The sequence below is a fragment of the Streptomyces sp. NBC_01723 genome, assembly GCF_036246005.1.
Taxonomy (GTDB): Bacteria; Actinomycetota; Actinomycetes; order Streptomycetales; family Streptomycetaceae; genus Streptomyces.
Map to the genome: position 1 here is coordinate 3,207,326 of NZ_CP109171.1, position 24,876 is coordinate 3,232,201.

Annotated in this window: 25 protein-coding genes; 10 read left to right on the forward strand and 15 right to left on the reverse strand. The window is 72.0% G+C overall.

What is annotated here, in order from left to right; all coding sequences use genetic code 11:
• Nucleotides 1-52: 52 nt before the first annotated feature.
• The 4 genes from OIE75_RS14815 to OIE75_RS14830 all read right to left on the reverse strand — a co-directional run bounded on the left by OIE75_RS14815 (nt 53) and on the right by OIE75_RS14830 (nt 3,643).
• Nucleotides 53-910: an AfsR/SARP family transcriptional regulator gene (locus OIE75_RS14815; protein ID WP_329471170.1), complete on the reverse strand. Its 858-nt coding sequence runs from the start codon at nt 908-910 to the stop codon at nt 53-55.
• Between the two features lie 179 nt (nt 911-1,089).
• Nucleotides 1,090-1,539: a MarR family winged helix-turn-helix transcriptional regulator gene (locus tag OIE75_RS14820; RefSeq protein ID WP_329471171.1), complete on the reverse strand. Its 450-nt coding sequence runs from the start codon at nt 1,537-1,539 to the stop codon at nt 1,090-1,092.
• A gap of 92 nt (nt 1,540-1,631) precedes the next feature.
• The gene (locus OIE75_RS14825; protein ID WP_329471172.1) at nt 1,632-2,063 is read right to left on the reverse strand and encodes a hotdog fold thioesterase; all 432 of its coding nucleotides are present in this window, start codon (nt 2,061-2,063) and stop codon (nt 1,632-1,634) included.
• 11 nt (nt 2,064-2,074) lie between these two features.
• Nucleotides 2,075-3,643: an MFS transporter gene (locus OIE75_RS14830; RefSeq protein ID WP_329471173.1), complete on the reverse strand. Its 1,569-nt coding sequence runs from the start codon at nt 3,641-3,643 to the stop codon at nt 2,075-2,077.
• Between the two features lie 185 nt (nt 3,644-3,828).
• Between OIE75_RS14830 and OIE75_RS14835 the strand changes: the two genes are divergently transcribed.
• Nucleotides 3,829-4,785 (forward strand): aldo/keto reductase, encoded by a 957-nt coding sequence (locus OIE75_RS14835; RefSeq protein ID WP_307012728.1) that lies wholly within the window; start codon nt 3,829-3,831, stop codon nt 4,783-4,785.
• 69 nt (nt 4,786-4,854) lie between these two features.
• Here the strand turns inward: OIE75_RS14835 and OIE75_RS14840 are convergent, their stop codons facing one another.
• The 10 genes from OIE75_RS14840 to OIE75_RS14885 all read right to left on the reverse strand — a co-directional run bounded on the left by OIE75_RS14840 (nt 4,855) and on the right by OIE75_RS14885 (nt 14,529).
• On the reverse strand, nt 4,855-5,592 hold the full coding sequence (locus OIE75_RS14840) for an HAD family hydrolase (protein WP_329471174.1): 738 nt from the start codon (nt 5,590-5,592) through the stop codon (nt 4,855-4,857).
• Nucleotides 5,589-7,148, reverse strand: a complete 1,560-nt coding sequence (locus OIE75_RS14845) for an FAD-dependent monooxygenase (protein ID WP_329471175.1) — start codon at nt 7,146-7,148, stop codon at nt 5,589-5,591. Before OIE75_RS14845 ends, OIE75_RS14840 begins: the two co-directional genes overlap by 4 nt.
• Entirely contained in the window at nt 7,136-7,894 is a 759-nt protein-coding gene (locus tag OIE75_RS14850) for an SDR family NAD(P)-dependent oxidoreductase (protein WP_329471176.1), read from the reverse strand. Before OIE75_RS14850 ends, OIE75_RS14845 begins: the two co-directional genes overlap by 13 nt.
• Nucleotides 7,895-7,942: 48 nt before the next feature.
• Complete coding sequence (locus OIE75_RS14855; RefSeq protein ID WP_307012734.1) at nt 7,943-8,929, reverse strand: 3-oxoacyl-ACP synthase III family protein; 987 nt, start codon at nt 8,927-8,929, stop codon at nt 7,943-7,945.
• 54 nt (nt 8,930-8,983) lie between these two features.
• Nucleotides 8,984-9,709, reverse strand: a complete 726-nt coding sequence (locus tag OIE75_RS14860; RefSeq protein ID WP_307012735.1) for an SDR family oxidoreductase — start codon at nt 9,707-9,709, stop codon at nt 8,984-8,986.
• On the reverse strand, nt 9,706-10,965 hold the full coding sequence (locus OIE75_RS14865) for a beta-ketoacyl-[acyl-carrier-protein] synthase family protein (protein WP_307012736.1): 1,260 nt from the start codon (nt 10,963-10,965) through the stop codon (nt 9,706-9,708). Before OIE75_RS14865 ends, OIE75_RS14860 begins: the two co-directional genes overlap by 4 nt.
• On the reverse strand, nt 10,965-11,204 hold the full coding sequence (locus tag OIE75_RS14870) for an acyl carrier protein (protein WP_307012737.1): 240 nt from the start codon (nt 11,202-11,204) through the stop codon (nt 10,965-10,967). The genes OIE75_RS14865 and OIE75_RS14870 overlap by 1 nt, the downstream gene beginning before the upstream one ends.
• A 69-nt stretch (nt 11,205-11,273) precedes the next feature.
• Nucleotides 11,274-12,329: a ketoacyl-ACP synthase III family protein gene (locus OIE75_RS14875; RefSeq protein ID WP_329471177.1), complete on the reverse strand. Its 1,056-nt coding sequence runs from the start codon at nt 12,327-12,329 to the stop codon at nt 11,274-11,276.
• 6 nt (nt 12,330-12,335) lie between these two features.
• The gene (locus OIE75_RS14880) at nt 12,336-13,340 is read right to left on the reverse strand and encodes a ScbA/BarX family gamma-butyrolactone biosynthesis protein (RefSeq protein WP_307012741.1); all 1,005 of its coding nucleotides are present in this window, start codon (nt 13,338-13,340) and stop codon (nt 12,336-12,338) included.
• 259 nt (nt 13,341-13,599) lie between these two features.
• Nucleotides 13,600-14,529, reverse strand: coding sequence for an NADP-dependent oxidoreductase (locus OIE75_RS14885; protein ID WP_329471178.1), 930 nt, complete (start codon nt 14,527-14,529; stop codon nt 13,600-13,602).
• A 161-nt stretch (nt 14,530-14,690) separates the two neighbouring features.
• Here OIE75_RS14885 and OIE75_RS14890 point away from each other — a divergent pair, with 161 nt between their 5' ends.
• The 9 genes from OIE75_RS14890 to OIE75_RS14930 all read left to right on the forward strand — a co-directional run bounded on the left by OIE75_RS14890 (nt 14,691) and on the right by OIE75_RS14930 (nt 24,184).
• Nucleotides 14,691-15,332, forward strand: coding sequence for an MBL fold metallo-hydrolase (locus OIE75_RS14890; protein ID WP_329471179.1), 642 nt, complete (start codon nt 14,691-14,693; stop codon nt 15,330-15,332).
• Nucleotides 15,329-16,351 (forward strand): quinone oxidoreductase family protein, encoded by a 1,023-nt coding sequence (locus OIE75_RS14895; protein ID WP_329471180.1) that lies wholly within the window; start codon nt 15,329-15,331, stop codon nt 16,349-16,351. The genes OIE75_RS14890 and OIE75_RS14895 overlap by 4 nt, the downstream gene beginning before the upstream one ends.
• A 46-nt stretch (nt 16,352-16,397) precedes the next feature.
• A complete protein-coding gene (locus OIE75_RS14900) occupies nt 16,398-17,993 on the forward strand; it encodes an acyl-CoA mutase large subunit family protein (protein ID WP_329471181.1) in 1,596 nt (531 codons plus the stop codon).
• A 37-nt stretch (nt 17,994-18,030) separates the two neighbouring features.
• Complete coding sequence (locus OIE75_RS14905) at nt 18,031-18,441, forward strand: cobalamin B12-binding domain-containing protein (protein WP_307012750.1); 411 nt, start codon at nt 18,031-18,033, stop codon at nt 18,439-18,441.
• A complete protein-coding gene (locus tag OIE75_RS14910; RefSeq protein WP_329471182.1) occupies nt 18,438-18,566 on the forward strand; it encodes a hypothetical protein in 129 nt (42 codons plus the stop codon). The genes OIE75_RS14905 and OIE75_RS14910 overlap by 4 nt, the downstream gene beginning before the upstream one ends.
• Before the next feature lie 21 nt (nt 18,567-18,587).
• Nucleotides 18,588-19,067, forward strand: coding sequence for an AMP-binding protein (locus OIE75_RS14915; protein ID WP_329473991.1), 480 nt, complete (start codon nt 18,588-18,590; stop codon nt 19,065-19,067).
• Between the two features lie 556 nt (nt 19,068-19,623).
• Nucleotides 19,624-21,090 (forward strand): aldehyde dehydrogenase family protein, encoded by a 1,467-nt coding sequence (locus tag OIE75_RS14920; RefSeq protein WP_329471183.1) that lies wholly within the window; start codon nt 19,624-19,626, stop codon nt 21,088-21,090.
• Nucleotides 21,091-21,116: 26 nt separating this feature from the next.
• Nucleotides 21,117-22,685 (forward strand): GMC family oxidoreductase, encoded by a 1,569-nt coding sequence (locus tag OIE75_RS14925; protein WP_329471184.1) that lies wholly within the window; start codon nt 21,117-21,119, stop codon nt 22,683-22,685.
• Nucleotides 22,682-24,184, forward strand: coding sequence for an APC family permease (locus OIE75_RS14930; RefSeq protein ID WP_329471185.1), 1,503 nt, complete (start codon nt 22,682-22,684; stop codon nt 24,182-24,184). The genes OIE75_RS14925 and OIE75_RS14930 overlap by 4 nt, the downstream gene beginning before the upstream one ends.
• Here OIE75_RS14930 and OIE75_RS14935 read toward each other — a convergent pair.
• Nucleotides 24,181-24,807: an ATP-binding protein gene (locus OIE75_RS14935; RefSeq protein ID WP_329471186.1), complete on the reverse strand. Its 627-nt coding sequence runs from the start codon at nt 24,805-24,807 to the stop codon at nt 24,181-24,183. The two genes, OIE75_RS14930 and OIE75_RS14935, sit on opposite strands and share 4 nt — an antisense overlap.
• Nucleotides 24,808-24,876: the final 69 nt, after the last annotated feature.

Consider the following 24,876-nt stretch of genomic DNA (forward strand, 5'->3'; position numbering starts at 1 on the left):
GCCGGGCGCCCTGTGTGATCCGCCCGGGTCGGTAGCCGCCCGGGGCCCGGCGTCAGGCTGTCATCATGCTGCCCATGCTCCAGCGGTCCTGCTGCCGTACGACGGTGGTCCGCTTGGCCGACCTGCGCTGATGCGTGTCGAGCGACGGCGCGCCGCGCAGGATGTCCTGCTCCATCTGGACCAGGAACGGCGAGGGCTCCAGGCCCAGCTCCTCCACCAGCCGGGCCCGCAGCCGCCGCATCACCGCGAGCGCCTCCGCTCGCCGGCCACAGCGGTAGAGCGCGAGCATCAGGTGCCGGTGGAAGTTCTCGTGGAGCGGGTGGCGGGCGGTGAGCTCGGTGATCTCGGGAACCAGGGTGTGATGGGCGCCGCGCTGGAGGTCGGCGTAGATCCGGTGCTCCAGCGTGCACAGTAGGGACTCGTCCAGGTGGACGATCCGGGCACCGAGCAGTTCCCCGGCCTCCACGTTGACGAGTGCCGGGCCGCGCCACAATGCCACGGCCTGGTGGAGCAGGTCGGAGCCCTCGACGAATTCGCCGCGCTGGACCGCGGCGTTTCCGGCGGCGGTCAGCATCTCGTACTCGGTGATGTCGAGCGCGACCCCGCGAGTGGAGAGCACATAACTGCCGCCCTCGGTGATGAGGATTTCCTCGGCGATTTCGTTTGCGCTCTTATTCAGGGCTTCCGCGAGAGTGCGACGGACCTGCCCGATGTATGTCTGTATCGTTGCGGTGGCAGTGCGCGGCGGGCTGTCCCCCCACAACTCCTGCACAAGTGCATTGATGGATACCGCACTGTCGGCATTGACAGCGAGCAAAGCGAGCAGACGACGCGGCTTGGGAGCCAGAACGACCGGCTCCAGGTCATCGCCGAATATCGTCATCGGCCCCAGGACATGAATCTGCACCATTCCCCCTTATTGGTACAACCATCCCACTCTGCAGCGAGATGTTCTCACCCTTGCCCCCCGTACCGGCGTGACCAGGCACGGGTCGCTATCGCATCCTAGCAGGAAAAAGAAAGCCACGTTAATTTCGTGATCAACGAAATCAACGTGGTCTTTCCGTACTACTGGCTTATCCCGAGGGGTTATTTAAGTGAACCAAGAACGGCGATGGTCCGTTCCAGGTACTCCTCGAACCGTGCCCTTTCCTCGGGCGTGAATTCGGCACCCAGCGAAGCCTCGACGCGAAGGGCCGCCTTGTCGGCCTGCTTCGCGATGGCACGGCCCGCCCGGGTCGCCCGGTTGACCACGACCTTCTGATGCAGCTCCGAAGGTTCGCGGAACACCAGGTCGGCCTTCTCCAGGTTGGTCAGAACCGTCGCCATCGTCTGTGGCGTGACCATGCACTCGCGCGCGAGCTGGGCCGCGGACATTCCGTCCGAGACCGACAGCAACAGCAGGACCGAGTACTGGGGCACCGTCAGGCCGAACTCTCGCAGCACGTCGGTCTTGCGCCCGATCAGAGCCTGCTCGGCTCGCTTGATCGTGTGCCCGAGCCTGCCTGCGGCGACCGTCTCCGTCGTCGTCTTCGCCATATCAATAGTCTTGCATACGACAGAAGACGAAGCAGTAGTCGTGCGTTGCCTCGGCCGGGCCGACGGACCGTCGTGCCCCGGGCCGCGTACGGTCACCGGATCGTCCGGCGCCTGGCCGGCGGGATCGCACAGGTCAGCCGGGCGGTGCAGGTGCGCCGGCCCCGCTCGTCACGGATGACGATCTCGTAGGTGGCGGTGTGCGTGCCCACGTGCAGCGGCCGGCACTCACCGGTGACCCGGCCCGACCGCGCCCCTCCGTGGTGGGTGCAGGACAGCTCCTGCCCGACGATGATCCGGTCGGCGCCCGCGTGCGTCCAGGCCGCGAGCGACCCGAGCGTCTCGGCCAGCACGGCGTTGGCCCCGCCGTGCAGCAGGCCGATCGGCTGGCGGTTGCCCGCCACCGGCATGGTGCCGATCACCAGGTCCGGCTCGCAGACCTCGATCTCGATGCCGAGGCGCTCCACCAGCTGCTCGTCGGCATAGGGGGGCAGGACCTCGACGGGTCCGAGGGCGGTCTGTGTCATGACCTGCCCCCTCAGCGCGCGGAAGCGGGCTCGGGCGACGACGCCGCGGACGGCTCGCCGACGGCTTCGTCCGCCGTGTCGGCCGACGGCTTGCCGCCCTTCAGCAGGCTGCCGACGACCACGGCGGTGACCGCGCAGGCCGCCGCGACGATCCACATGGTGGTGTGCAGGCCGGCGGCGTAGGCGTCGGCCATCGCGGTCACCGCCCGGTCCCGGACCTCACCCGCGGGCAGGGTCTCGGCGGCCTCGGTGAGACCGCCCTGCAGGGCGCGCGAGGCCAGCGCCTCGGCACCGCCGTCGTAGGCGGAGACCGCGTCGGTGTCGAGGGCGCTCTTGGTCAGCGCCGTGACGAGAGCGCCGAGACCGGCCATGGAGACCGCGTCCGAGGTCAGCCGCACCGTGTTGAACATGCCCGCGGCCATGCCCATCCGCTCCGGCTCGACGGCCGACACGGCCGCGCCGTCCAGGATGCCCAGCGAGATGCCGTAACCGACGCCCAGGAAGAGCAGCGGGCCGGCCAGCGCGACGGCCGAGGCACCCGGCTCGACCATGGTCAGCCAGGCGGCGCCGACGGCGGAGAAGGCGAGCAGCACCACGAACAGGGCGCGCTGCGAGACCTTCTGCGCGAGGACGCCGGTGACGGCGGGCATCACCAGGGAGGGTCCGGTCAGCAGCAGCAGGACCAGGCCGATCCGGACGGCCGACAGGCCGCTCGTGGAGGTCAGGTACGGCGGCAGCACGATGACGAGCGCGACGAAGCTGAACGCCAGCACCAGCGGCACCAGGCAGACCGCGAGGAACTGCGGGCGGGCGAAGAGGGCCAGGTCGAACATCGGGTTCTCGGAGCGGCGCTCCACCCTCACGAAGGCGGCGAGCAGGACCAGGCAGCCGGCGGCCGAGGCGAGCACGATCGCGTCGGTCCAGCCGCGGCCCGGCCCCTCGACCAGGGCGAGGACGAACAGGGCGACGCCGAAGCCGAAGAGGAAGGTACCCGCCCAGTCGAAGCGGGGTCCGCGGTTCGGTTCCGTACGGGGCAGCATCGGCGTGCTCAGCAGGACGAGGACGGCGACCCCGGCGAGCACGAGGAACACCGAGCGCCAGCCCCACAGGTTGACCAGGACGCCGCCGAACATCGGCCCGAAGGCGAGACCCGCGCCGAGGAAGGTGCCGAACAGTCCGAACGCCTTCGCCCGGGCGGGGCCGTCGAAGGCCTGGGCCACGATCGCGGTGATGGAGGCGAGGGCCGCACCGCTGCCGAAGCCGGAGACGGCGCGCGAGACGTCGAGCAGCAGGATGTTGTTGGAGAGGCCGGAGACGGCCATCCAGAACGCGAAGAAGGCCATGCCCCAGGTGAACATCCTGCGGTGGCCCACGCGGTCCGCGAGCGAGCCCATCGCCGCGAGGCTGCTGGACGCGGTCAGCATGTATCCGTCGACCACCCACTGGGCAGCGGCGAGGGAGCTGTGCAGGTCGGCGCCGATGTCGGGTACGGCCACGGACGGGCCGGTCACGACCAAGGTCATCAGCGGGCCGACGACGCACGCCGCGGCGAGTGTCGCGCGCGGGTTGCCGGTGGACACGGTGAATCACCCCTGTTCTGTTCTATGTCATTGACAGTCATGTGTAAGAACCCTGGCATAGATTAGTGGGCTGACTATAGAACATGTCAATGCCGTATGGCAGAGTTCTGCATGGAGGCGAGGGCCTGTCACAGAAATCGGGGGCAGGACTCCACGGGGACAACGGGAGAGAGGTGCGCACGAACATGCGCAGGATCCAACTGGGCGGCTCACAGCGGACGTTCGCGGCCGTCGGCATCGGCTGCATGGGCATGTCGTGGGGGTACGACGAGCTGGGCCGGGACGAGAGCGAGTCCATCGCGGTCATCCGGCACGCGCTCGACCTCGGCGCCGACCTGGTCGACACGGCCGACCAGTACGGCCCGTTCACCAACGAAGCACTGGTCGGCAAGGCGCTGCGGGGCCGTCGCGACGACGCGCTGCTCGCCACCAAGGGCGGCCTCGTCGTGGACGACCCGGCCACCTACAAGAGCCACCGGGACGGCCGGCCGGAGTACCTGCGCGCCGCCGTCGACGCGAGCCTGCGGCGGCTCGGCGTGGACCACATCGACCTGTACCAGCTGCACCGCATCGACCCGGAGGTGCCGGTCGAGGAGAGCTGGGGCGCGCTCGCGGAGCTGGTCGAGGAGGGCAAGCTCGGCACGATCGGCCTCTCCGAGGCGTCGGTGGAGGAGATCGGCCGGGCGCACGCGGTCCACCCGGTCGCCTCCGTGCAGAGCGAGCTGTCGCTGTGGAGCCGGGAGGCCCTGAAGGACGGCGTGGTGGAGTACTGCGGGCGCGAAGGCATCGCGTTCATCGCGTTCGCCCCGCTCGGCCGCGGCTTCCTGTCCGGCCGGATCAGCACCCCGCGGGACCTGCCGGAGGTCGACGGCCGGCACCGGATCCCGCGGTTCCAGCCCGAGGCCATCAGCGCCAACCAGGCCATCGTCGACCGGATGCGGCGCGTCGCCGACGGCCTCGGGGCGACCGTCGCGCAGGTGGCGATCGCCTGGGTGCTGGCCCAGGGCGAGCACGTGGGCGTCATCCCCGGCACCAAGACCCGCCGCTACCTGGAGGACAACGTGCGGGCCGGCTCCCTGGCCCTCCCGCCGGAGGCCCTCGCCGAGCTCGCCGCCCTGCCGGAGGCGGTCGGCGCCCGCTGACCCCCCACCCCGGCGCAGTGCCGAAGGGGGCGCCTCGTCCGAGGCGCCCCCTTCGTGCCCGCCCGACGACTACACCGGCTGGCGGCGCGTCCCGGCCATCAGGGTGGCCGGGACGACCGGCCAGCCCTTCTCGGCCGCGTGGGCCGTCATCCGCGGATGCGCGCCGACGACCGCCGGGTGGCCCACCATGCTCAGCATGGTCAGGTCCCCCGGGTCGTCGCCGTACGCGTGGCAGTCGGCGGGGTCCGCGCCGAACTTCGCCAGCGCCTCCCGGACCGCGTCCGCCTTCGCCGGGCCGAACATCGCGTGCCGGATCGCACCCGTCATCCGCCGGTCCGCGTCCAGTTCCGGCTCCGTGCACAGGACCAGGTCGACGCCCAGATCGTCGGTGATCGGATGGAGCGTCGCCGGCCAGGAGCCCGAGATGACCACGATGTGGTGGCCCGCCTCCTGGTGGCGGCGGAGCCGGGTGATCGTCGGCTCGATGAACGGCGCCCCGCGCTCGCGCAGGTGCGCGTACCACTCCCGCGCCTCGGAGACCACGTCGTCCCAGGGGACCCCGGCGTACAGCTCGTAGAACTTCGACACCACCTCGACCGGTGTCACCCCCGTCGCCGCCAGCCGTCGCAGCGGCTCCACCAGCCGCTCGTACGCGGCGCCGGTGACGTCTCCCTCCCGCTTCATCCGATGCCGCAGCAGCGAGAACGGTGTCTTCATGGCGATGAGCGTCTCGTCGGCATCGAAGAACGCCACCACCGGGCGGGAAGGGTCGGTGGTGAGGGGAGGCAGGGCGGGGGACGTGGTCAAGACCGGCTCCTGAGGTGTGCCGCTCGGGTGAGCAGTCGCGTGATGTCCTGGTTTCCTTCGGCGCCCACCCGTGCGAGCAGATGGCCGTCGGGGCGCACGACCGCCACGGCGGGCCCCGGTCCGAGCGCCCGGGCCAGACCCCGGGGCACGGCACGGGTCAGATCGAGTACCGGGGTTCCCTCGGGAAGCTCCCGGCGGATCCGGTCGCGGGTCCCCCGCCAGTCCGCCGGCGGGGTCCGGGTGCCGGGCCACAGCAGCACGGTGTGGCGGTCCCGGTCGACCGTGGGCCAGCCGCCGCCGTCCAGACGCGGGGCCGCCTGCGGGCCGGACGAGACCCTCAGCGGCAGTCGGGGATGGCGGCCGCCGTCGTAGCTGACGGCCGTCTGGCTCAGCTGCGGAGCGAGCTTGCGCTGGAAGAGACCGGTCCGGTCGGCGGCCGTGAACGCCGCGTCCCGCAGCGCCACCTTCGCGGGCGTGTTGACCAGGCCCGCCTTGGTCAGCAGCGCCGTCGAACGGGCCACCTCGTGGGAGACGGCGCGGCGTTCGGAGTCGTACGAGTCGAGGATCGGCTCCCCGAACTCCCCCCGGAGGACGCCGGACAGCTTCCACGCCAGGTTGAACGCGTCCTGCATGCCGGTGTTCATGCCCTGCCCGCCCGCCGGGCTGATCACATGGGCGGCGTCGCCCACGAGGAAGCAACGGCCGTCGCGGAAGGCGGAGGCGATCCGGACCCGCACCCTGAAGGACCCGCTCCACAGCAGCTCCTCGACGCGGCTGCGGCCCGCCGCGCGGTCGTCGACGACCTGCTGGAACATCTCGCGGGGCGGCGGGCTGTCCTCGTCGTACGCGTCGTGCGGCACGCTCAGTGCGATGCGGTGGACGCCGTCACCCATCGGGCCGAGCACCATGGCGCCGCTCGGCGCGTAGCAGTAGTGCGACAGGTCCTCGGAGAGCGTGGTGGTCAGCCGGGCGTCGGTGATCGCGAACGACACGTCGACCGGCGGCCCGTCGTAGCCGATACCCAGCTCCTTGCGGACGGTGCTGTGCGCGCCGTCCGCGCCGACGAGCCGGCCCGGCTCCAGTTCCTCGGTCCGGCCGTCCTCGTGCTCCAGCTTGACGGCGGGACCGTCCGCCGCGTTGTGGAGGGCGGTCAGCCGGACGCCCTGCTCGACCTGCCCGCCGAGCGCGGCGAGCCGCCGGCGCAGCACCGCCTCGGTGTCGTTCTGGGAGAGGGTGAGCGCGAACGGGTAGGGGGAGTCGGGCAGTCTGCTCATCCACGCGGTCGCCAGGCGGCGGCCACGCGAGTAGAAGGCGGTGCCCGCCAGGCGGTGCCCGGTGTCGAGCAGCTCCTCGGTGACCCCGATCCGGTCGAGCAGTTCGAGGTTGCGCGGCCAGATGACGTTCGCGCGGGAGTGCGCGGTGCGTCCGCGGCCGGCGTCCACGACGCGTACCGGGATTCCCTGCTGGAGCAGTTCGCAGGCGACGACCAGGCCGACGGGGCCGGCGCCGACGACGAGGACGGGCCGGCCGGCCCGCGCGTCCGTCAGGCCGCCCACATCAGACCTCCGTTGACCTCGACCACGCTGCCGTTGACGTACGAGCTGTCCTGCGAGGCGAGGAACACGGCGGTGGCCCCGATCTCCGAGGGACGGCCGAGGCGCCCGGAGAGCAGACGGCCGCGGTAGCTCTCCCAGGCGCGCTCGTTGGAGGCCAGCTCCTTGCCCATGCCCTCGTCGATGTAGCCGGGCGAGAGGCAGTTGACGGTGATGCCCTTGGGAGCGAGTTCGGCGGCGGAGGTCCGGGTGAACATCTCCACGGCGGCCTTGCTCGCGCTGTAGGCGGCGGCACCGATCGCCGCCCGGCCGGCGACACAGGACGACACGTTGATGATGCGGCCGCCGACGCCGGTCGCCTCGCGACGGGCGACCATGGGGCCGATCACCGCGCGGGTGCAGAGGAAGACACCGGTCAGGTTGGTGGCGAGCGTGGTGTTCCAGTCCGCCACCGACAGCCGGGCGATCTTGCCGTCGCGGCTGACACCGGCGTTGTTGACGAGGACGTCGACACCGCCGAACGTCTCGACCGCGGCGGCGGTCAGCTCGGCCACCGAGGTCTCGTCGGTGACGTCGGTGTGGTGGAAGAGGAGCCGGCCCTCGTGGTCGTCGGCGAGTTCCTTGATGTCGTACGGGTTGCGCGCGGCGACCACGACCGACGCCCCCTCCGCGAGGAAGGCCTCGGCGATCGCCCGCCCCAGGCCCCGCGTGCCGCCGGTGATGACGGCCGTCTGTCCGTCGAGCCTCATGCTTCTCCATCCGATGCTGCGTGTGGTGTGCGTGTGGGGGTCGGACCGTCAGTACCAGGTCAGGAGGGCCGCGCCCGCGGTCATGCCGCCGCCGACCGACGCCATCAGGACCCGTTCACCGCGCCGCAGCGGGCGCTCGCGGTGCGTGGCGTGCAGGGTGAGCGGCACCGAGGCGGCGACCGTGTTGCCCAGGTGCGGCGCGGTGTACGCGACACGGTCCGGGTCGATGCCCGCGTCCGCCACGAAGGTCTCCAGAAGCCTGGTGTTGGCCTGGTGGAAGACGAACCGGTCGACGTCCTCCAGGGCGAGCCCGCAGTCGTCGAGCGTCATGGCGGTCAGCTTGGCCAGCACCGAGAGGGCGTAGTCACGCACCGCGCGGCCGTCCATCCGGAAGTAGTGCTTGCCGGCCTCGCGGGCCTCGGCGTCGAGCGGTGTCCGGGTACCGCCGCCCTCCACGCCCACGTAGTGGTGGAACTCCCCGTCGGTGACCAGGCGCACCGACTGCAGACCGTAGCCCTCGGGCACCTCACCGAGCAGGGCCGCGCCCGCGCCGTCGCCGAAGAGGCTCACGGTGCGCCGGTCGGTCCTGTCCATGATCGTGGAGAACATGTCGGCGCCGACCAGGAGCACGTACTCGCCGTGCCGGCCGGCCTTCAGCAGTCCCTCGGCGACCGAGAGGCCGTAGAGGAAGCCGCTGCAGACGGCGTTGATGTCGAAGGCGGGCAGGATGGAGAGCCCCAGCTTGTGCTGGAGGATTGCCGCGGTCGACGGCTGCGGCACGTCCGGGGTGCTGGTGGCCACGACCAGCGCGCCGAGCCGCTCGCGGACCTCGTCCGAGACACCGTCCAGCGCCTCCCGGGCCGCGTGCAGGGCGAGGTCGGACGTGGCCGTACCGGGCTCGGCGTACCGCCGCGTGAGGACGCCGGTCCGTTCGCTCACCCAGGACTCGGGCATCCCCGTCCAGGCACTGATCTGCTGGTTGTCGATCACCTTGTCGGGTGTGTGGGAGCCGATCGACAGGACACCGACGGGCATGGTTCACCTTTCCTGCGCTACGTGAGTGGTGGTGGACGCGTGCGGCGTGGGGCCTCAGTGCCCCATGCCGAGCCCACCGCTGACCGGCAGCACGGCGCCGGTGATGTACGACGCCTCCTCGCCGGTGAGGAACCGCACGGCGGCGGCCACTTCGTCGGCGGTGCCGGCCCGGCCCAGCGGCGTCATCGCCAGGTACTGGTCCATGCGGGCCGGCCGTACGTCGCGCAGCATGTCCGTCTGGACGAGCCCGGGGGCGACGACGTTGACGGTGATGGAGCGGCTGCCGAGCTCCCAGGCGAGGGAGCGGGCGAGACCGACCAGGCCGGCCTTGGCGGCGGTGTAGTTCGTCTGGCCCGGCGAGCCGGTGAACGCCACGGCCGAGGAGATCAGCACCAGCCGGCCCCAGCGCCCGCCGAGCATGCCCCGGGCCGCGTGCTTGGCGACCCGGATGACCGACCGAAGGTTGGTGTCGAGGACGGCGTCGACGTCGTTGTCGTCGAGGGCGAGCAGCAGTCCGTCCCGGGTGATGCCGGCGTTGGCGACGAGCACCTCCACGGTGCCCTGGGCGGCCGCGACCTCCTTGAAGGCGCGTTCCACCTGGGCCTCGTCGGTGACGTCGCAGCGCACCCCCAGCAGCCCCTCGGGAGGCTCGCCGGTGCGGTGGGTGACGGCCACCCGGTCGCCGCGCGCGGCCAGCGACCGGGCGACGGCCAGGCCGATGCCGCGGTTGCCGCCGGTGACGAGGACGGAGCGGCCCGAGGGGCCGGGAGTACCCGTCATGCCGGCGTCACCACGATCACGGCGTTCTGACCGCCGAAGCCGAACGAGTCGTTCACCGCCGCGCCGATCTCCATCGGCCGGGCCTCCTTGGCCACCACGTCCACCCCGATGCCCGGGTCCAGGCTGCTCAGGTTGGCCGTCGGCGGAACGAGGCGCCGCTCCACGGCGAGCACCGTGTACACCGCCTCGGCGGCTCCGGCGGCGCCCAGCAGATGGCCGACGACCCCCTTGGTGGAGGTGACGGCGGGCTTCTCGCCGAAGACCCGGCGGAGCATCCCGGCCTCGGTGATGTCGTTGAGCGGGGTCGACGTGCCGTGCGCGTTGACGTGGTCGACCTCGGAGGTGTCGACCAGGGCGTCGGCGAGCGCCGCCCGGATGGCCCGCTCGGCGCCGCCGCCGGTCGGGTCGGGCGCCGACGCGTGGTGGCCGTCGGCGGAGGCGCCGAAGCCGGAGACCAGCGCTCTCGTGCGGGCGCCGCGCGCCCGCGCGTCCTCGACCCGCTCCAGGACGAGCATCGCCGCGCCCTCGCCGGCGACGAACCCGTCGCGGTCGGCGTCGAAGGGGCGGGATGCGGACGCCGGGTCGTCGCGCCGGGTGGACAGCGCGCCCGCCCGGGCGAGGCTGGCCATGGCGGTCGGGGACATCGCGGCCTCGGCACCGCCGGCCAGGACGATGTCGCAGACGCCCGACTCCAGGAGCGAGCGGGCGTACCCGATCGCCGTGTTGCCGGAGGCGCAGGCGGTCGACACGACCTGGTTGGGACCGAGGGCCTTCAGGTCCATGGCGATGTAGCCGGCGGTCATGTTGACCGGGCCCATCACCATGAGCAGCGGTGAGACGAACTCGGGTCCGTCGGCGAGGTGGTTGCCCTTCTCGCGTTCGACGGTGGACCAGCCACCGAGCGAGGTGCCGACCACCACACCGACGCGGGGTCCGTCCCACGCGGCCGGGTCCAGCCCGGCGTCCTCGACGGCCTGCCGGGCGGCGACCACGCCGAAGTGACTGATCGGGTCCATGCGGACGGCGCTGCGCCGCCCGAGGAGGGCGCCCGCGTCGAAGTCCGGTACGCGGCAGGCGAAGTCGACGGGCAGACCGGCGAGGCCGGGGTCGGTGGCCGCGGTGGACTCACCCGACCAGACCCGCGCGAAGTTGGCCTCGACGCCGAGGCCGGCCGGCGTGACCAGCCCGACGCCGGTGACCGCCACGTCGAAGCGTTTCGTGCGCCCGCCCGGGCGCTGGGTCGGTATGCCGGTCATCAGGCCACCGCGACCTTGCCGTCGATCTCGGCGAGGATGTCGGCGAAGGTGTTCTCCGAGGTCAGCGCCGTCTCGTCGATCTGGACCCCGAACTCCTTCTGGACGATGACGCTCAGCTCGATCAGCGCGAGCGAGTCCAGGTCGAGCTGGTCGAAGGTGGAGGTGGTGTCGAGTTCCTCGGGGGTCATGCCGAGCTTCTCGGAGACGAGGGCGAAGAGACGGTCCTGGAACGCGGACATGGTGGTTCTCCTTGGGAATATCGGAATGTCGTGGAGTGGAGCGGAGTGGAGCGGTACGGGTGCGGGAGGTCAGCGCTTGCTGACCACGGCCGCGGTGAAGGTGAATCCGCCACCGCCGTTGAGCACGAGGGCGTATGCACCGGGTCTGAGCAGGTCCGAGCGGGCCAGGTCGGCGAGGGACGCGTTCAGGTCGCCGGCGCCCACGTGCCCGGTGGCCCGGCCCAGGTCGAGCACCTCCGCGGAGGTGACGTCCTTCAGCGGCGGGAGGTAGGCCTCGTTCATCGCCTTGGTGCCCAGGCGGGGGATGACGGCGTAGTGCAGCCGCGAATCGTCGCCGGTGAGTCCGGCGTCGGCCAGCGCCTCCCCGACGACGGCCCGGATGCGGTCGGCGGCCGTCTCCACGAAGAACTCGACGCCGTACGCCTTGATGAAGGCGCGCTTGGTGCGCCGCACGTCGATCATCGGGCTGTGCCCCATCGGCGTCGCGTTGAGCTCGTCGTCGCCACGGTGCATCACCTCCAGTTCGGCGGCCGTCCGGGTGGCCAGCGAGTGCAGCAGCAGGTCGGGGGCGAAGGCGTGGGCCGATCCGGGTTCCGTCGCGCGGGCGGTGCGGTGGACGAGAACGGCGGTGGCCGCGTCTCCGGCCGCCATCCCGTAGTCGCTGAGCCAGCGGTGCCAGCTCGGCATCAGGAACCGGTCGGCGGTCGTGACCAGGGCGGGACCGGCGGCCGCGTCGCCCTGGAGCCGGCTCGCGGCCAGTTCGATGCCGATGGCACCGCCGTTGCACTGCTGGAGCAGCCCGATCGGTACGGCGTGTTCGGCGCCGATCCGGCGGGCGATGTAGTGCGGGGCGGACCAGGCGTCGTGGCCCTGATGGTGGACGCTCGCGTGCAGCACCAGGGAGAGCGTGTCGGGGCGGGCGCCGGAGAGCGTGAAGAGCCGGGTCGCGGCCTGGACGGCCATGTCCGGTGGTGCGGTGTCCTCGCTGACCGGGAGTGAGGTGTAGCCGAGTTCGCGGGCGGTCCGGGCGTCGATGTCACCCGCGGCCACGGCCTCCTCGGCCGTCTGGATGCCGTCCGGGTACCAGGCCGTCGCCGACAGACCCAGGGGTGCGTCCAGTCGCACGGTCCGTCACCTGCCGTCCGTGTCGGGCACCGGGAGGGCCGCGACCTCGACGCCGGCCGTGCAGACGGATTCCCCGTCCTGCCGGAAGTCGACGGTGAGGCGCTCGCCGCCGGAGGGCGTGACGGAGACCGTGACCGGGCTGTCCAACTCCACGAAGCGGTGGAACGTGGCGCCGAAGGCGCGGGCGTAGCGCCGTTCGCCGGGGCCGCCCGTGGCGAGGACCGCGGCTTGGCGCGCCGCCTCCATCAGGGCCATCGCCGGTATGTGGTCCAGGGGGTGGTCGTACATGGCCGCGTGCCGCACCGGGACGTCGAGTACGGCGCGCAGTGCGGTCGTGCCGTCGGGGTGCCGTGCCGCGTCGGTGAGGACGACGTTCTCCGTCCGCTCGCGGCCCACCAGGGCGGGCTCGACGGGCGTACCGGTGCGGGTGGACGGCATGTCGGAGGAGAGCGGCGGGACGGTGCCGCGGCTCTTGGCGCGGTGGGCGGTGTAGCCGTCGCGGCTGAGGTATCCGGCCACGACGACGCTCGTCCCGGCCCGCCGGCCGCCCACCAGGAACACGCACTCGAGGGTGGCGGCCAGCAGCCTGGTGCCGCGCCGCTTGAGGTCGCGGGTGGTGACCTCGACGACGAGTTCGTCCGGAGCGTCGCCGCGGGCCCGCAGCGCCTCGAGGTCGGTGAACTCGGTGGTCCAGTCGCTGATCAGGAAGGAGGTGTCATGGGTGACGTCCAGCCACTGGTGCGCCACGACGGTGACCGCCTGGCGGGCGGCCTCCAGGAGGAACAGCGGGTCGAGCAGCGCCGGCCGTTGCGTGTGGTCGTTGTAGTAGCTGTGCGCGCGGGGCGCCTGGACCGCCACGGCGAAGGCGTCGTCGCCGCGCCGCACGGCATCGGTGACGAAGACCTCCATGACGGCCCGGCGGTGCACCAGGACGCGGTCCATGGGCCGCTGGTAGGCGAATTCGGCCGCGGCCGGGGCCGCTTCCGTCGGCTCCTGCTCAGCAAGGGTCATGCCCGGTTCCGTTCGTCCGTGGGTCTGTTTCGGCGGGCCCCTGGGGGCATGAATCAACCTTCACAGCCGCCTCTGGGGTTTCAACTGCGAACGACGGGGCAGCCGACCGAGGTCTCGCGTGTGGTCGGCTTGAGAGCCGCTGAAGATTGGCTGAAGACCGGCCGCGTGGTCCCCGGACACCGGCGCGAGGCCGCCGGACACACGAGAAGGCCGCCCCCGGTCGGGGGCGGCCTTCTTTCGGTGGGCGCAGCGCGCCGGTTCAGGTCGTTTCGACCGCGAGGACGACCTTGCCGCGCACATGACCGGTCTGCACGAGTTCATGGGCCCGGGCCGCGTCGGCGAGCGGGAACTCGGCGCTCACGTGGACCCGCACCTCGCCGCGGTCCGCCATCGCCACCAGCTCGGCCAGATCACGCGGGTCGGGGCGGACGAAGACGTAGCGTCCGCCGAGGCCCGTCACGTCACCGGAGATGGAGGCGAGCCGCCCGCCCGGCCGCAGCAGCGCCGGCGAACCGGCGAGGGTGTCCCCGCCCATGAGGTCGAAGACGGCGTCGACACCCTCCGGGGCCAGCGCGCGCACCCGGTCGGCGAGCCCCGGGCCGTAGGTCACCGGCTCCGCGCCGAGCGACCGGAGGAAGTCGTGATTGCGCTCGGAGGCCGTGCCGATGACGCGGGCTCCGAGGGCGCGGCCGATCTGGACGGCGAGCGAGCCGACCCCGCCGGCCGCCGCGTGGACGAGCAGCACGTCGCCGGCGGCGATCTCCAGGTGGCGGCGGAGCGCCTGGTACGCGGTGAGGCCGGCAGCCGGCAGCCCGGCCGCCTCCCGCGCGTCGAGGGAGCGCGGCGCGTGCGCGAGGGTCCGGACGGGCGCGGCCACGAGTTCGCCGTAGGTACCACGCTGCATGTGGTCGGCGCGGACGTAGCCGACCACCTCGTCGCCGGGGGCGAATTCGGTGACGCCGAGGCCGGTCCGTTCGACCACGCCGGACAGGTCGCACCCCATCACCATGGGGAAGTGGGACTCGAACCAGTCGTCGATGTAGCCCTCGCGGATCTTCCAGTCGGCGGGGTTCACGCCCGCGTACCGCACCCGGACGAGAACGACGTCCGGGCCGAGACGCGGTTCGGGGAGGTCCATGAGTTCCAGGACCTCCGGTCCTCCGTAGCGCTGGACGGCGATGGCCTTCACGGACGAACCCCCTGTCGGGACAACGGATGTACGGGCGGCCGACGCCGGTCCCCGAGTGGGGGCGGCGGGCGGCCGTCGCCACTATAGGGCAGACTTGAGCCAGAGTTCTGTGACACCTATGACGATTGACATATGACCGAAGACTCAGTCAGAGTCTCGGCATGCTCGTGCTGTCCGCCGCCACCGGCAAGTTCGGAACGAACGTCCACATCGTCGCCGCGGGACCGGGACATCCCTGCCTCGTCGTCGACCCCGGACACGACTCCCGCGGGGCGGTCCTCGAGGCCGTCCGCGCCCACCGCCTCGAACCCGAGGCCATCCTGATCACGCACGGCCACATGGACCACACCTGGGACGCCGTGCCACTCGCCCGGCACTACGGCGTCCCGGCCTGGATCCACCCGGCCGACCGCTACCAACTCGGCGCTCCCGCCAAGGGACTGCCCGACTCGTTCCCCCGCGAGCTGCTCGTCGGCCACCCCGACCAGGAGCCCGACGAGGTCCGCGAACTCCCCGAATCGGGCGGTGAACTGACCTTCTCCGCCGGCACCGTCACGGTGCTGCACACCCCGGGCCACACCAGCGGCTCGGTGATGTTCCGCTTCGACGGCGGTGACGATCCCCTGCTCGCCACCGGCGACACCCTGCTCGCCGACGGCCCGGGACGCGCGGACGCGCCGACCGCGAGCCCCACCAGCATGGCGGGCTCCCTCCGCATGGTCACCGGGCTCTGCCCGGACGACACCCGGTTGCTCACCGGCCACGGCCCCACCACCCACCTCAGCCAGACGGGAATCCGATGACGAACACCGCCCCGACCCCCACGGCCTCCAGCAGCCGTATGCGCACCGTCCGCTTCGACGCCTTCGGCGCCCCGTCCGTCCTCACCGTCGGTGAGGTCGACGCGCCCGCCCCCGAGGCCGGACAGGTCACCGTCGACGTCCAGTACGCGGGCGTGAACTTCGCCGAAGTGATGTTCCGGCGGGGCCAGTTCCCGGTCGGCCTGCCGCACTTCCCCGGCCTCGAGGCGGTCGGCACGGTACGCGCCGTGGGCGAGGGCGTCACCGGCTTCGAGCCCGGCGAGCGGGTCGCCGCGCTCACCCTGGGCGGCGGCGGCAACGCCGAGGTGGTCGCCGTCGGCGCCGAGCACGTGATCCGCCTCGACGGGCAGCTCGCCGGTCTGGACGGAGCCGTCGCGGCCGGCGCCCTGTGCAACGTCACCACGGCCCTCGGTGTGCTCACCTCCGCCGGGCACCTGGCCAAGGGGGAGACCGTGGTCGTCCTCGCCGCGGCGGGCGGCGTCGGTACGGCCGCGGCTCAACTGGCCCGCTCGCTCGGCGCGGGCACGGTCATCGGCGTGACGAGCTCCCCCGCGAAGGCGGAGTACGCGCGCGGCTTCGGCTACGACAGCGTCGTGTCGTACGAAGAGCTGGAGCAGGAGGTCGCCGAGCGCACCGGCGGCGCGGGCGCGGACCTGGTCCTCGACTCCGTCGGTGGCGCGTTCCGGTCGTCCGTGACCGGGCTGCTGGCCGCCTTCGGCCGGCACGTCGTCTTCGGCAACGCGGCGGCGGAGGACGTCACCTTCGAGGGCAACCACCCCTGGTACACCAACAGTTCCCTCGCCGGATACAACCTGGGCGGCGTAGCCGGACGCGCGCCGGAGCTGCTCCGCGCCCACCTGGAGCAGTCTCTGGCTCAGGTCGCCCAGGGCAGTGTCCGCGTGGACGTGACCGTGCTGCCGCTGGCCGACGCGGTACGCGCGCACGAACTCCTGGAGACACGGGCGTCCACGGGCAAGTACGTCCTCGATGTCCGGTCCTGACCGGGCCACGGCCAGCAGACAGTCGGTAGCGGACGGGGAATCACGTATGTCGCGCGAGTCGGGCAGTGCTCGGTCCACCGAGAGCGGACTGCCCATCGAACCGGTCTACGGGCCCGACGCCCAGGAGGGCTGGGACCCGGCCGAGCGGCTGGGCGAGCCGGGGAGGTACCCCTTCACCCGGGGTGTGTACCCGTCGATGTACACGGGCCGGCCGTGGACGATGCGTCAGTACGCGGGTTTCGGTACGGCGACGGAGTCGAACGCCCGTTACCAGCAGTTGATCGCCAACGGCACCATGGGTCTGTCGGTGGCCTTCGATCTGCCCACCCAGATGGGTCACGACTCCGACGCGCCGATCGCGCACGGTGAGGTCGGCAAGGTCGGTGTGGCGGTCGACTCGGTGGACGACATGCGGGTGCTGTTCGGCGGCATCCCGCTGGACCGGGTGTCGACGTCGATGACGATCAACGCCCCGGCCGCGCTGCTGCTCCTGCTGTACCAACTGGTGGCGGAGGAGCAGGGGGTGAGTGCGGACCGGCTGACCGGCACGATCCAGAACGACGTGCTGAAGGAGTACATCGCGCGGGGGACGCACATCTTCCCGCCGAAGCCGTCGCTGCGGCTGATCGCGGACATCTTCAAGTACTGCCGGGCCGAGATCCCGAAGTGGAACACGATCTCGATCTCCGGCTACCACATGGCGGAGGCGGGTGCCTCGCCCGCGCAGGAGATCGCGTTCACGCTGGCGGACGGTATCGAGTACGTGCGCACGGCGGTCGCGGCCGGGATGGACGTGGACGACTTCGCGCCCCGTCTGTCGTTCTTCTTCGTGGCGCGTACGACGATCCTGGAGGAGGTCGCCAAGTTCCGCGCGGCCCGCCGGATCTGGGCGCGGGTGATGCGCGAGGAGTTCGGCGCGCGTGATCCGAAGTCGCTGATGCTGCGTTTCCACACGCAGACGGCGGGTGTGCAGCTGACCGCCCAGCAGCCCGAGGTCAACCTGGTCCGCGTCGCCGTGCAGGGACTCGCCGCGGTTCTGGGCGGTACGCAGTCGCTGCACACCAACTCCTTCGACGAGGCCATCGCGCTGCCCACCGACAAGTCGGCGCGCCTGGCCCTGCGCACCCAGCAGGTCCTCGCCTACGAGACCGACGTGACCGCCACCGTGGACCCCTTCGCCGGCTCCTACGTCGTGGAGAAGATGACCGACGACGTCGAGGACGCCGTCCTGGAGCTGATGGCCAAGGTGGAGGAGCTCGGCGGCGCGGTCAACGCCATCGAGCACGGCTTCCAGAAGGGCGAGATCGAGCGCTCCGCGTACCGGGTCGCCCAGGAGACCGACTCCGGCGAGCGCGTCGTCGTCGGCGTCAACCGCTTCCAGCTCGACGAGGAGGAGCCGTACGAGCCCCTCCGCGTCGACCCGGCCATCGAGGCGCAGCAGGCCGAACGCCTCGCCAAACTCCGCGCCGAACGCGACCAGGAAGCGGTCGATACGGCGCTGGCCGCGCTGAAGAAGGCCGCGGAAGGCACCGACAACGTCCTCTACCCGATGAAGGACGCACTCAGGGCCCGCGCCACCGTGGGCGAGGTCTGCAACGCGCTCCGCGAGATCTGGGGCACCTACCGCCCCGCGACCACCTGAGGCATCGCACCGCACAGCAGAAGACAGGGGGAATCCGATGGACACGCCGATCCGGGTCGTGATCGCCAAGCCCGGCCTCGACGGGCACGACCGAGGAGCGAAGGTCATCGCTCGCGCCTTGCGGGACGCGGGCGTCGAGGTCATCTACACGGGGCTCCACCAGACCCCGCGCCAGATCGTGGACACCGCCATTCAGGAGGACGCCGCCGGCATCGGCCTGTCGGTGCTCTCCGGCGCTCACATGACGCTCTTCGCCGAGGTCCTCAGGCTCCTCGACGAGGCCGGCGCGCGGGACATCACCGTCTTCGGCGGCGGGATCATCCCGGAGGCCGACATCCCGGCACTGCGCGAGATGGGCGTGGCCGCACTCTTCACCCCCGGTTCGCCCACCCGCTCCATCGCCGCCTGGGTGACCCGGAACGTCGCCGCACTGGAGGGGGCACGATGACGACCGGCCTGGGAGCACTGCTGACCGGGGCCGCGGCGCGGTTCCCGGAGCACGGGGTGCGCTACGGTTCCGCGGACCGGCCGCTCGACTTCCGGCTCCAGACGTATCCGGAGCTGTTGCGGTAGTCGCTGCGGCTGCTCGCCCGGCTGCGGAAGTCCGGAGTGACCAGGGACCGGACCGTCGCGCTGCTCCTCGAGCGGCCCGAGGACTTCCTCCCGGCCCTGTGGGCGTGCCTGCTCGGCGGGATCACGGTGTGTCCGCCGGTCCCCCTGCGCAGCGATCCGCAGCGCCGGGCGGCCCGACTCGGCCTTGTCGACACCCTGCTCGACGGGCCGCTCCTCGTCACCGACGCCCCGACCCGCGAGGAACTGCCCGCCGTGCGGGACCTGTCGGTCGTCACCCTGGAGGACCTGGCACCGGACGACACGGGCACCGCCACGGACGCCGGCCCGGGCACGGTTCCGCTCGCCCCGGCCGCCCCCGACGACGTCGCCCTCCTCGTCCTCACCTCCGGTTCCACCAGCGCCGCCAAGGCCGTCCGGCTCACCCACGGCAATCTGCTGGCCTCCATGGCCGCGAAGGCCGGCACGCAGTCGCTGACCTCGCGGGAGGCACACAGTCGCTGACCTCGCGGGACATCACCCTCAACTGGATCTCGTACGACCACGTCGCCGCGCTTCTCGAAGCACACCTGCTTCCGCTCTCCGTCGGAGCCGTCCTGCTGCTGACCTCGCCGGAGACTGCTCGCCGCCCCGCTGCGCTTCCTGGAGCTGATCGACGCCCACCAGGCGACGACGACGTTCACGCCGGACTTCCTGCTCGGCCGGCTCAACAAGATCATCGACGACGGGCCGTCCGGCACGTCCCTGGACCTGTCCTGCCTGCGCCACATCGTCTCCGGCGGCGAGGCCAACCCCGTCGCGACGGCGTCGTGACCCTGCGGCACCGGCCGGTGGTGCCGGCGCGGTCCTGAGGCGCTCGCCGGGCGACCGCGGCCGGGCGCCCGACGGCCGCCCCGGCCCCCTCTCTCTAGCCCAACCAGGTCTGATCCCCGCCCGCCCCTCCCTCCCCCGGTGCGTCCACGTGGCCGATGTGAGCCGTACGGACGATGTTGGTGGGCGGCGTGTGCCGCGCCGGTTTGGCGGTGCGGCACCGGACGGGTACGAGAGCGAGGGAGCCGCGATGTCGGAACTGTTCGTCGACGGAGAGTGGACCGGCGCCGTGGGCGGGGCGCGGCGGGACGTGGTCAACCCGTTCGACGCGTCCGTCGTGCAGCAGGTCGCCGAGGCGGACGAGGCCGACGTCGACCTCGCCGTACGGGCCGCCCGGCGGGCCTTCGACCGGGGCGACTGGTCGTCGGCGCCCACCCGCGAGCGGGCCGACGTGCTGCTCAGGGTGGCGCAGTTCCTGCTGCGCGACCAGGAGGAGATCGCCCACGTCGAGTCGCTGGACACCGGCAAGACCCTCAAAGAGGCGCGGATCGACGTGGAGGACGTCTCCAACGCGTTCCGCTACTTCGCCGAGATCGCCGACAAGGACGGCGGCCGGATCGTGGACGTGGGCCCCGACGTGCTCAGCCGGGTCGTCTACCAGCCCATCGGGGTCTGCGCGCTGATCGCGCCGTGGAACTACCCGATGCTCCAGGCGTCCTGGAAGGTCGCCCCGGCCCTGGCCGCGGGCAACACCTTCGTGCTCAAGCCCAGCGAGACGACCCCGCTGTCCACCATCCACATGGTCCGCCTGATCGCCGAGGCGGGGGCCCCGCCCGGCGTCGCCAACCTGGTGCTCGGCCCGGGCTCCACCGTGGGCGCGGCGATGTCCGCCCACGAGGACGTGGACCTGGTCTCCTTCACCGGCGGCCTGGCCACCGGGCGCCGGATCATGGAGGCGTGCGCGCCGGGCGTGAAGAACCTCGCGCTGGAGCTGGGCGGCAAGAACCCCAACGTGGTCTTCGCCGACTGCGACTTCGACGCCGCCCTCGACTACGCGCTCGACGCCGCGTTCCTGCACTCGGGGCAGGTCTGCTCGGCCGGGTCGCGGCTGATCGTGCAGGACGAGCTGCACGACCGGTTCGTGGAGCGGCTGGCCGCCCGCGCGCGGACCATCCGGCTGGGCAGCGGCCTCGACCCGGCGACCGAGAGCGGGCCGCTCAGTTCGGCGGAGCACCGCGCGAAGGTGGAGAGCTACCTGGAGATCGCCCGCGACGAGGGCGCCCGCCTGGTCTGCGGCGGCACCCGGCCGGACGACCCGGAACTCTCCCGCGGCTTCTTCCTGCTGCCCACGATCTACGCCGACTGCGACCGCTCCATGCGCATCGTGCAGGAGGAGGTCTTCGGGCCCGTCGTCACGGTGGAACGCTTCCGCACCGAGGACGAGGCCGTGGAACTCGCCAACGACACGCGGTACGGGCTGGCCGGCGGCGTCTGGACGAGCGACGCGTCCCGCGCCCAGCGGGTCGCCGGACGGCTGCGGCACGGCACCGTCTGGATCAACGACTTCCACCCCTACCTGCCCCAGGCGGAGTGGGGCGGCTTCGGCCGCTCCGGCATCGGCCGGGAGCTGGGACCCACCGGGCTGCGCGAGTACCAGGAGGCCAAGCACATCTACCAGAACCTGCGGCCGGCCCCTTCCGGCTGGTTCAAGGGCTGACCGGACAGGGCGAGAGAGGGCGACGCATGGACGACGAGACGACGACCTACGACTACGTGATCATCGGTGGCGGCACGGCGGGCTCGGTGCTGGCCGCGCGACTGAGCGAGGACCCGGCCTGCCGGGTCTGCGTGGTGGAGGGAGGTCCCAGCGACGTCGGCGACGAGCGCATCCTGCGGCTGCGCAACTGGATCAACCTGCTCGGCTCCGAGTTCGACTACGGCTACACCACCGTGGAACAGCCGCGCGGCAACTCGCACATCCTGCACTCCCGCGCCCGCGTGCTCGGCGGCTGCTCCTCGCACAACACGCTGATCAGCTTCCTGCCGTTCCCCGAGGACCTCGACGAGTGGGCGGCCCGCGGCTGCGACGGCTGGGGGCCCGAGACGATCCTGCCGTACCGGCAGCGGCTGCAGAACACGATCGTTCCCGTCGGCGCCGCCGACCGCAATCCGATCGCCCAGGACTTCGTCACCGCCGCCGCCGCGCGGCTCGGTGTCCCGGTCGTGGAGGACTTCAACGCCCGTCCGTTCACCGACGGCACCGGCTTCTTCTCCCTGGCGTACGACCCGGAGACCAACATCCGCTCCTCGGCCTCGGTCGCCTACCTGCACCCCGTCCTGAACCGGCCCAACCTGACGCTGCGTCTGGAGACCTGGGCGTACCGGCTGCTGCCCGACGGCGAGGGCCGCTTCACCCGCGTCCAGGTCCGCAACCCCGACGGCTCCCTGTCGACCCTGGAGGCCGAGGCGGAGGTCCTGCTGTGCGCCGGGGCCATCGACACGCCGCGGCTGCTCATGCTCTCCGGCATCGGCCCCGCCGACCACCTGCGCGACCTGGGCATCGAGGTCCGCGCGGACCTGCCCGGGGTGGGCGAGAACCTGCTGGACCACGCCGAGTCGGTGATCGTGTGGGAGACCCGCGGACCGCTGCCGCCCAACTCGGCCATGGACTCCGACGCCGGCCTCTTCGTACGCCGCGACCCGGCGGGCGGCCCCCGCCCGGACCTGATGTTCCACTTCTACCAGGTGCCGTTCACGGTCAACACCGAACGGCTTGGCTACCCGGCCCCGCAGCACGGCGTCTGCATGACGCCGAACGTGCCGCGCGCCCGCTCCGTCGGCCGCATGTGGCTGACCAGCGCCGACCCGGAGGTCAAACCGGCGCTGGACTTCCGCTACTTCACCGACCCGGACGGACACGACGAGCGCACCGTCGTCGACGGTCTGCGGATCGCCCGCGAGGTGGCGGCCACCGCCCCGCTCAGCGACTGGCTGCTGCGCGAGGTGGCCCCCGGCCCGGACGTGACGTCGGACGCGGACCTCTCCGAGTACGGGCGCCGCGCCGCGCACACCGTGTACCACCCGGCGGGGACCTGCCGGATGGGCGCCGACGACGATCCGCTCGCGGTGCTCGATCCGCAGCTCAGGCTGCGCGGGCACGACGGGCTGCGGGTCGTGGACGCGTCCGTCTTCCCCACGATGCCGACGATCAACCCGATGATCACGGTGCTGCTGGCCGCCGAGCGCGCGGCGGACCTCATCACCGCCCGGCCCGCCCCGCGTCCGCTGACGACGGAAGGACAGGAGCGGTGACCCAGCCGGCGACGCCGGGCGGCGCCGCGGAATCCGGCCCCCAGGAGGGCGAGTCGGAGTTCCGCAAGGAGATGGGCCCGTGGGCGAACTTCGCCCTCGGCTTCACCTATCTGTCCCCGGTCGTGAGCACGTACACCCTGTTCGGCACGGCCCTCGCCGACGGCGGCCCGCCGATGATCTGGGCGTTCGTGCTGGCGGGCTGCGGTCAGTTCCTCGTCGCCCTGGTCTTCGGCGAGGTCGTCGCGCAGTACCCGATCGCGGGCGGCGTCTACCCGTGGGCGCGGCGGCTGTGGGGCAAGCGCTGGGCGTGGATGACCGGGTGGGTGTACCTCTGGGCGCTGCTCGTCACGATCACCTCGGTCGCCTACGGTGCCGGGCCCTACATCGCCATCCTGCTCGGCTACGACGCCACCGTGCACACCACGGTGCTGTGCACGATCGCCCTGATCGTCATCGCCGTGCTCATCAACTACGCCGGCACCAAGGCCCTGTCGTGGGCCGCGCTGATCGGCTTCAGCGCGGAGCTGATCGGCGCGCTCGCCGTCGGCATCATCCTGCTCACCACGCACCGCTTCCACGGGCTCGGCGTCCTCTTCGACGACTACGGCGCCGCCGGCGACGGCTCCTACCTGCCCGTCTTCCTGGGGGCGGCGATCATCGGCTTCTACCAGTACTACGGTTTCGAGGCGTGCGGGGACGTCGCCGAGGAGGTGGCGCATCCCGGCAAGGTCATCCCCAAGGCGATGCGGCGCACCATCTACGTCGGCGGGGCGGCGGCGACGTTCACCTGTCTGACGCTGCTGCTGGCGGTCGTGGACTACCGGGCGGTGATCTCGGGCGAGGACTCCGACCCGGTGGTCCGGGTGCTGTTCGACGCCCTCGGGGAGGCCGGCGCGCGGCTGGTGATGGCCGTGGTGCTGATCTCGTTCCTGTCCTGCACGATCAGCCTCCAGGCCGCGGCGGGGCGGCTGATCTACTCGTACGCCCGGGACGAGATGATCATCGGCCACAAGCTGCTGCGGACGTTCTCACCGAAGCGCGCGGTGCCCGAGTACGCGCTGCTGCTCGCCGCCGTCATCCCGGCGCTGATCGCGGTGGGTTCGCTGATCTCCGAGGACGCCCTCACCAAGATCGTCTCGTTCGCGATCCTCGGCATCTACGCGGCGTTCCAGATGGTCGTCCTCGCCGCGCTGCGGGCCCGGCTCAAGGGCTGGCGGCCGGGCGGGGAGTTCCGGATGGGTCGCTGGGGGATGCTGGTGAACGTCGGGGCGCTCGCCTACGGCCTCTTCGCCATCATCAACATCTCCTGGCCGCGCACGCCGGACGTGCCCTGGTACGACAACTGGATCGTGCTGCTCAGCGGCGGCATCGTGCTGGCGGTGGGTCTCCTGTACATGTTCACGACCCACCACTACGGCCGCAGCGACGCACCGGCGGGCGTCGCGATCCCGGACCGGGACAGGGCGAGCGCCGGCGGGGGAAAAACGAACCCGGACTAGGCCGGTGCGCCCAGCTCCGCCCACACCCGCTTGCCGGCCACCCCCGGTGTCCGTACGACGCCCCAGTCCAGGCACAGCCGCTGCACGATGAACATGCCGTGTCCGCCGGGCCTTCCGGCCCGGTGCGGGGTGCGCGGCGCCGGCTGGCCGGTACCGCGGTCGGATACCTCCACCCGGATCACCTTCTTCTCACAGGTGATCCGCAGCTCGTCCGGTCCCTCGGCGTGCAGACAGGCGTTGGTGACCAGCTCGGACACCACGAGCAGTACGTCCTCGGCGGCGGCCCGCTGGTCCGCGGTGGCGGAGGGCAGCCAGCCCCACGCGTACAGCGCCTCGCGGGTGAAGTCACGGGCGAGCGGGACGACCCCGCTCGCGTCCTCGAAGTTCAGCAGGCGGACCTGCCGCCCGCCCTCCGAGACGGGGCCGGGCGGGGCGTGAGCCGCGCTCCCGGAAGCCGCCGGGGCCGCGCCCGCGGGTACGGGAGCGCCCATCACGGCGGCCTGCCCGGCGGGCACGCCGCCCTCGGACTCCCCGGTTCCGGGCACGCCCCCCTCGGGCGCCCCGGAAGCGCCGCCGGACTCCGGACCGCGGTCGCCCGGCGAGTAGGGCCGGGTGGTGCTCATCAGCGCTTCACCTCACCGATCCACCAGTTCACATTTCAAGTCTTGGACAGGAACGTCGTACAGCCGACT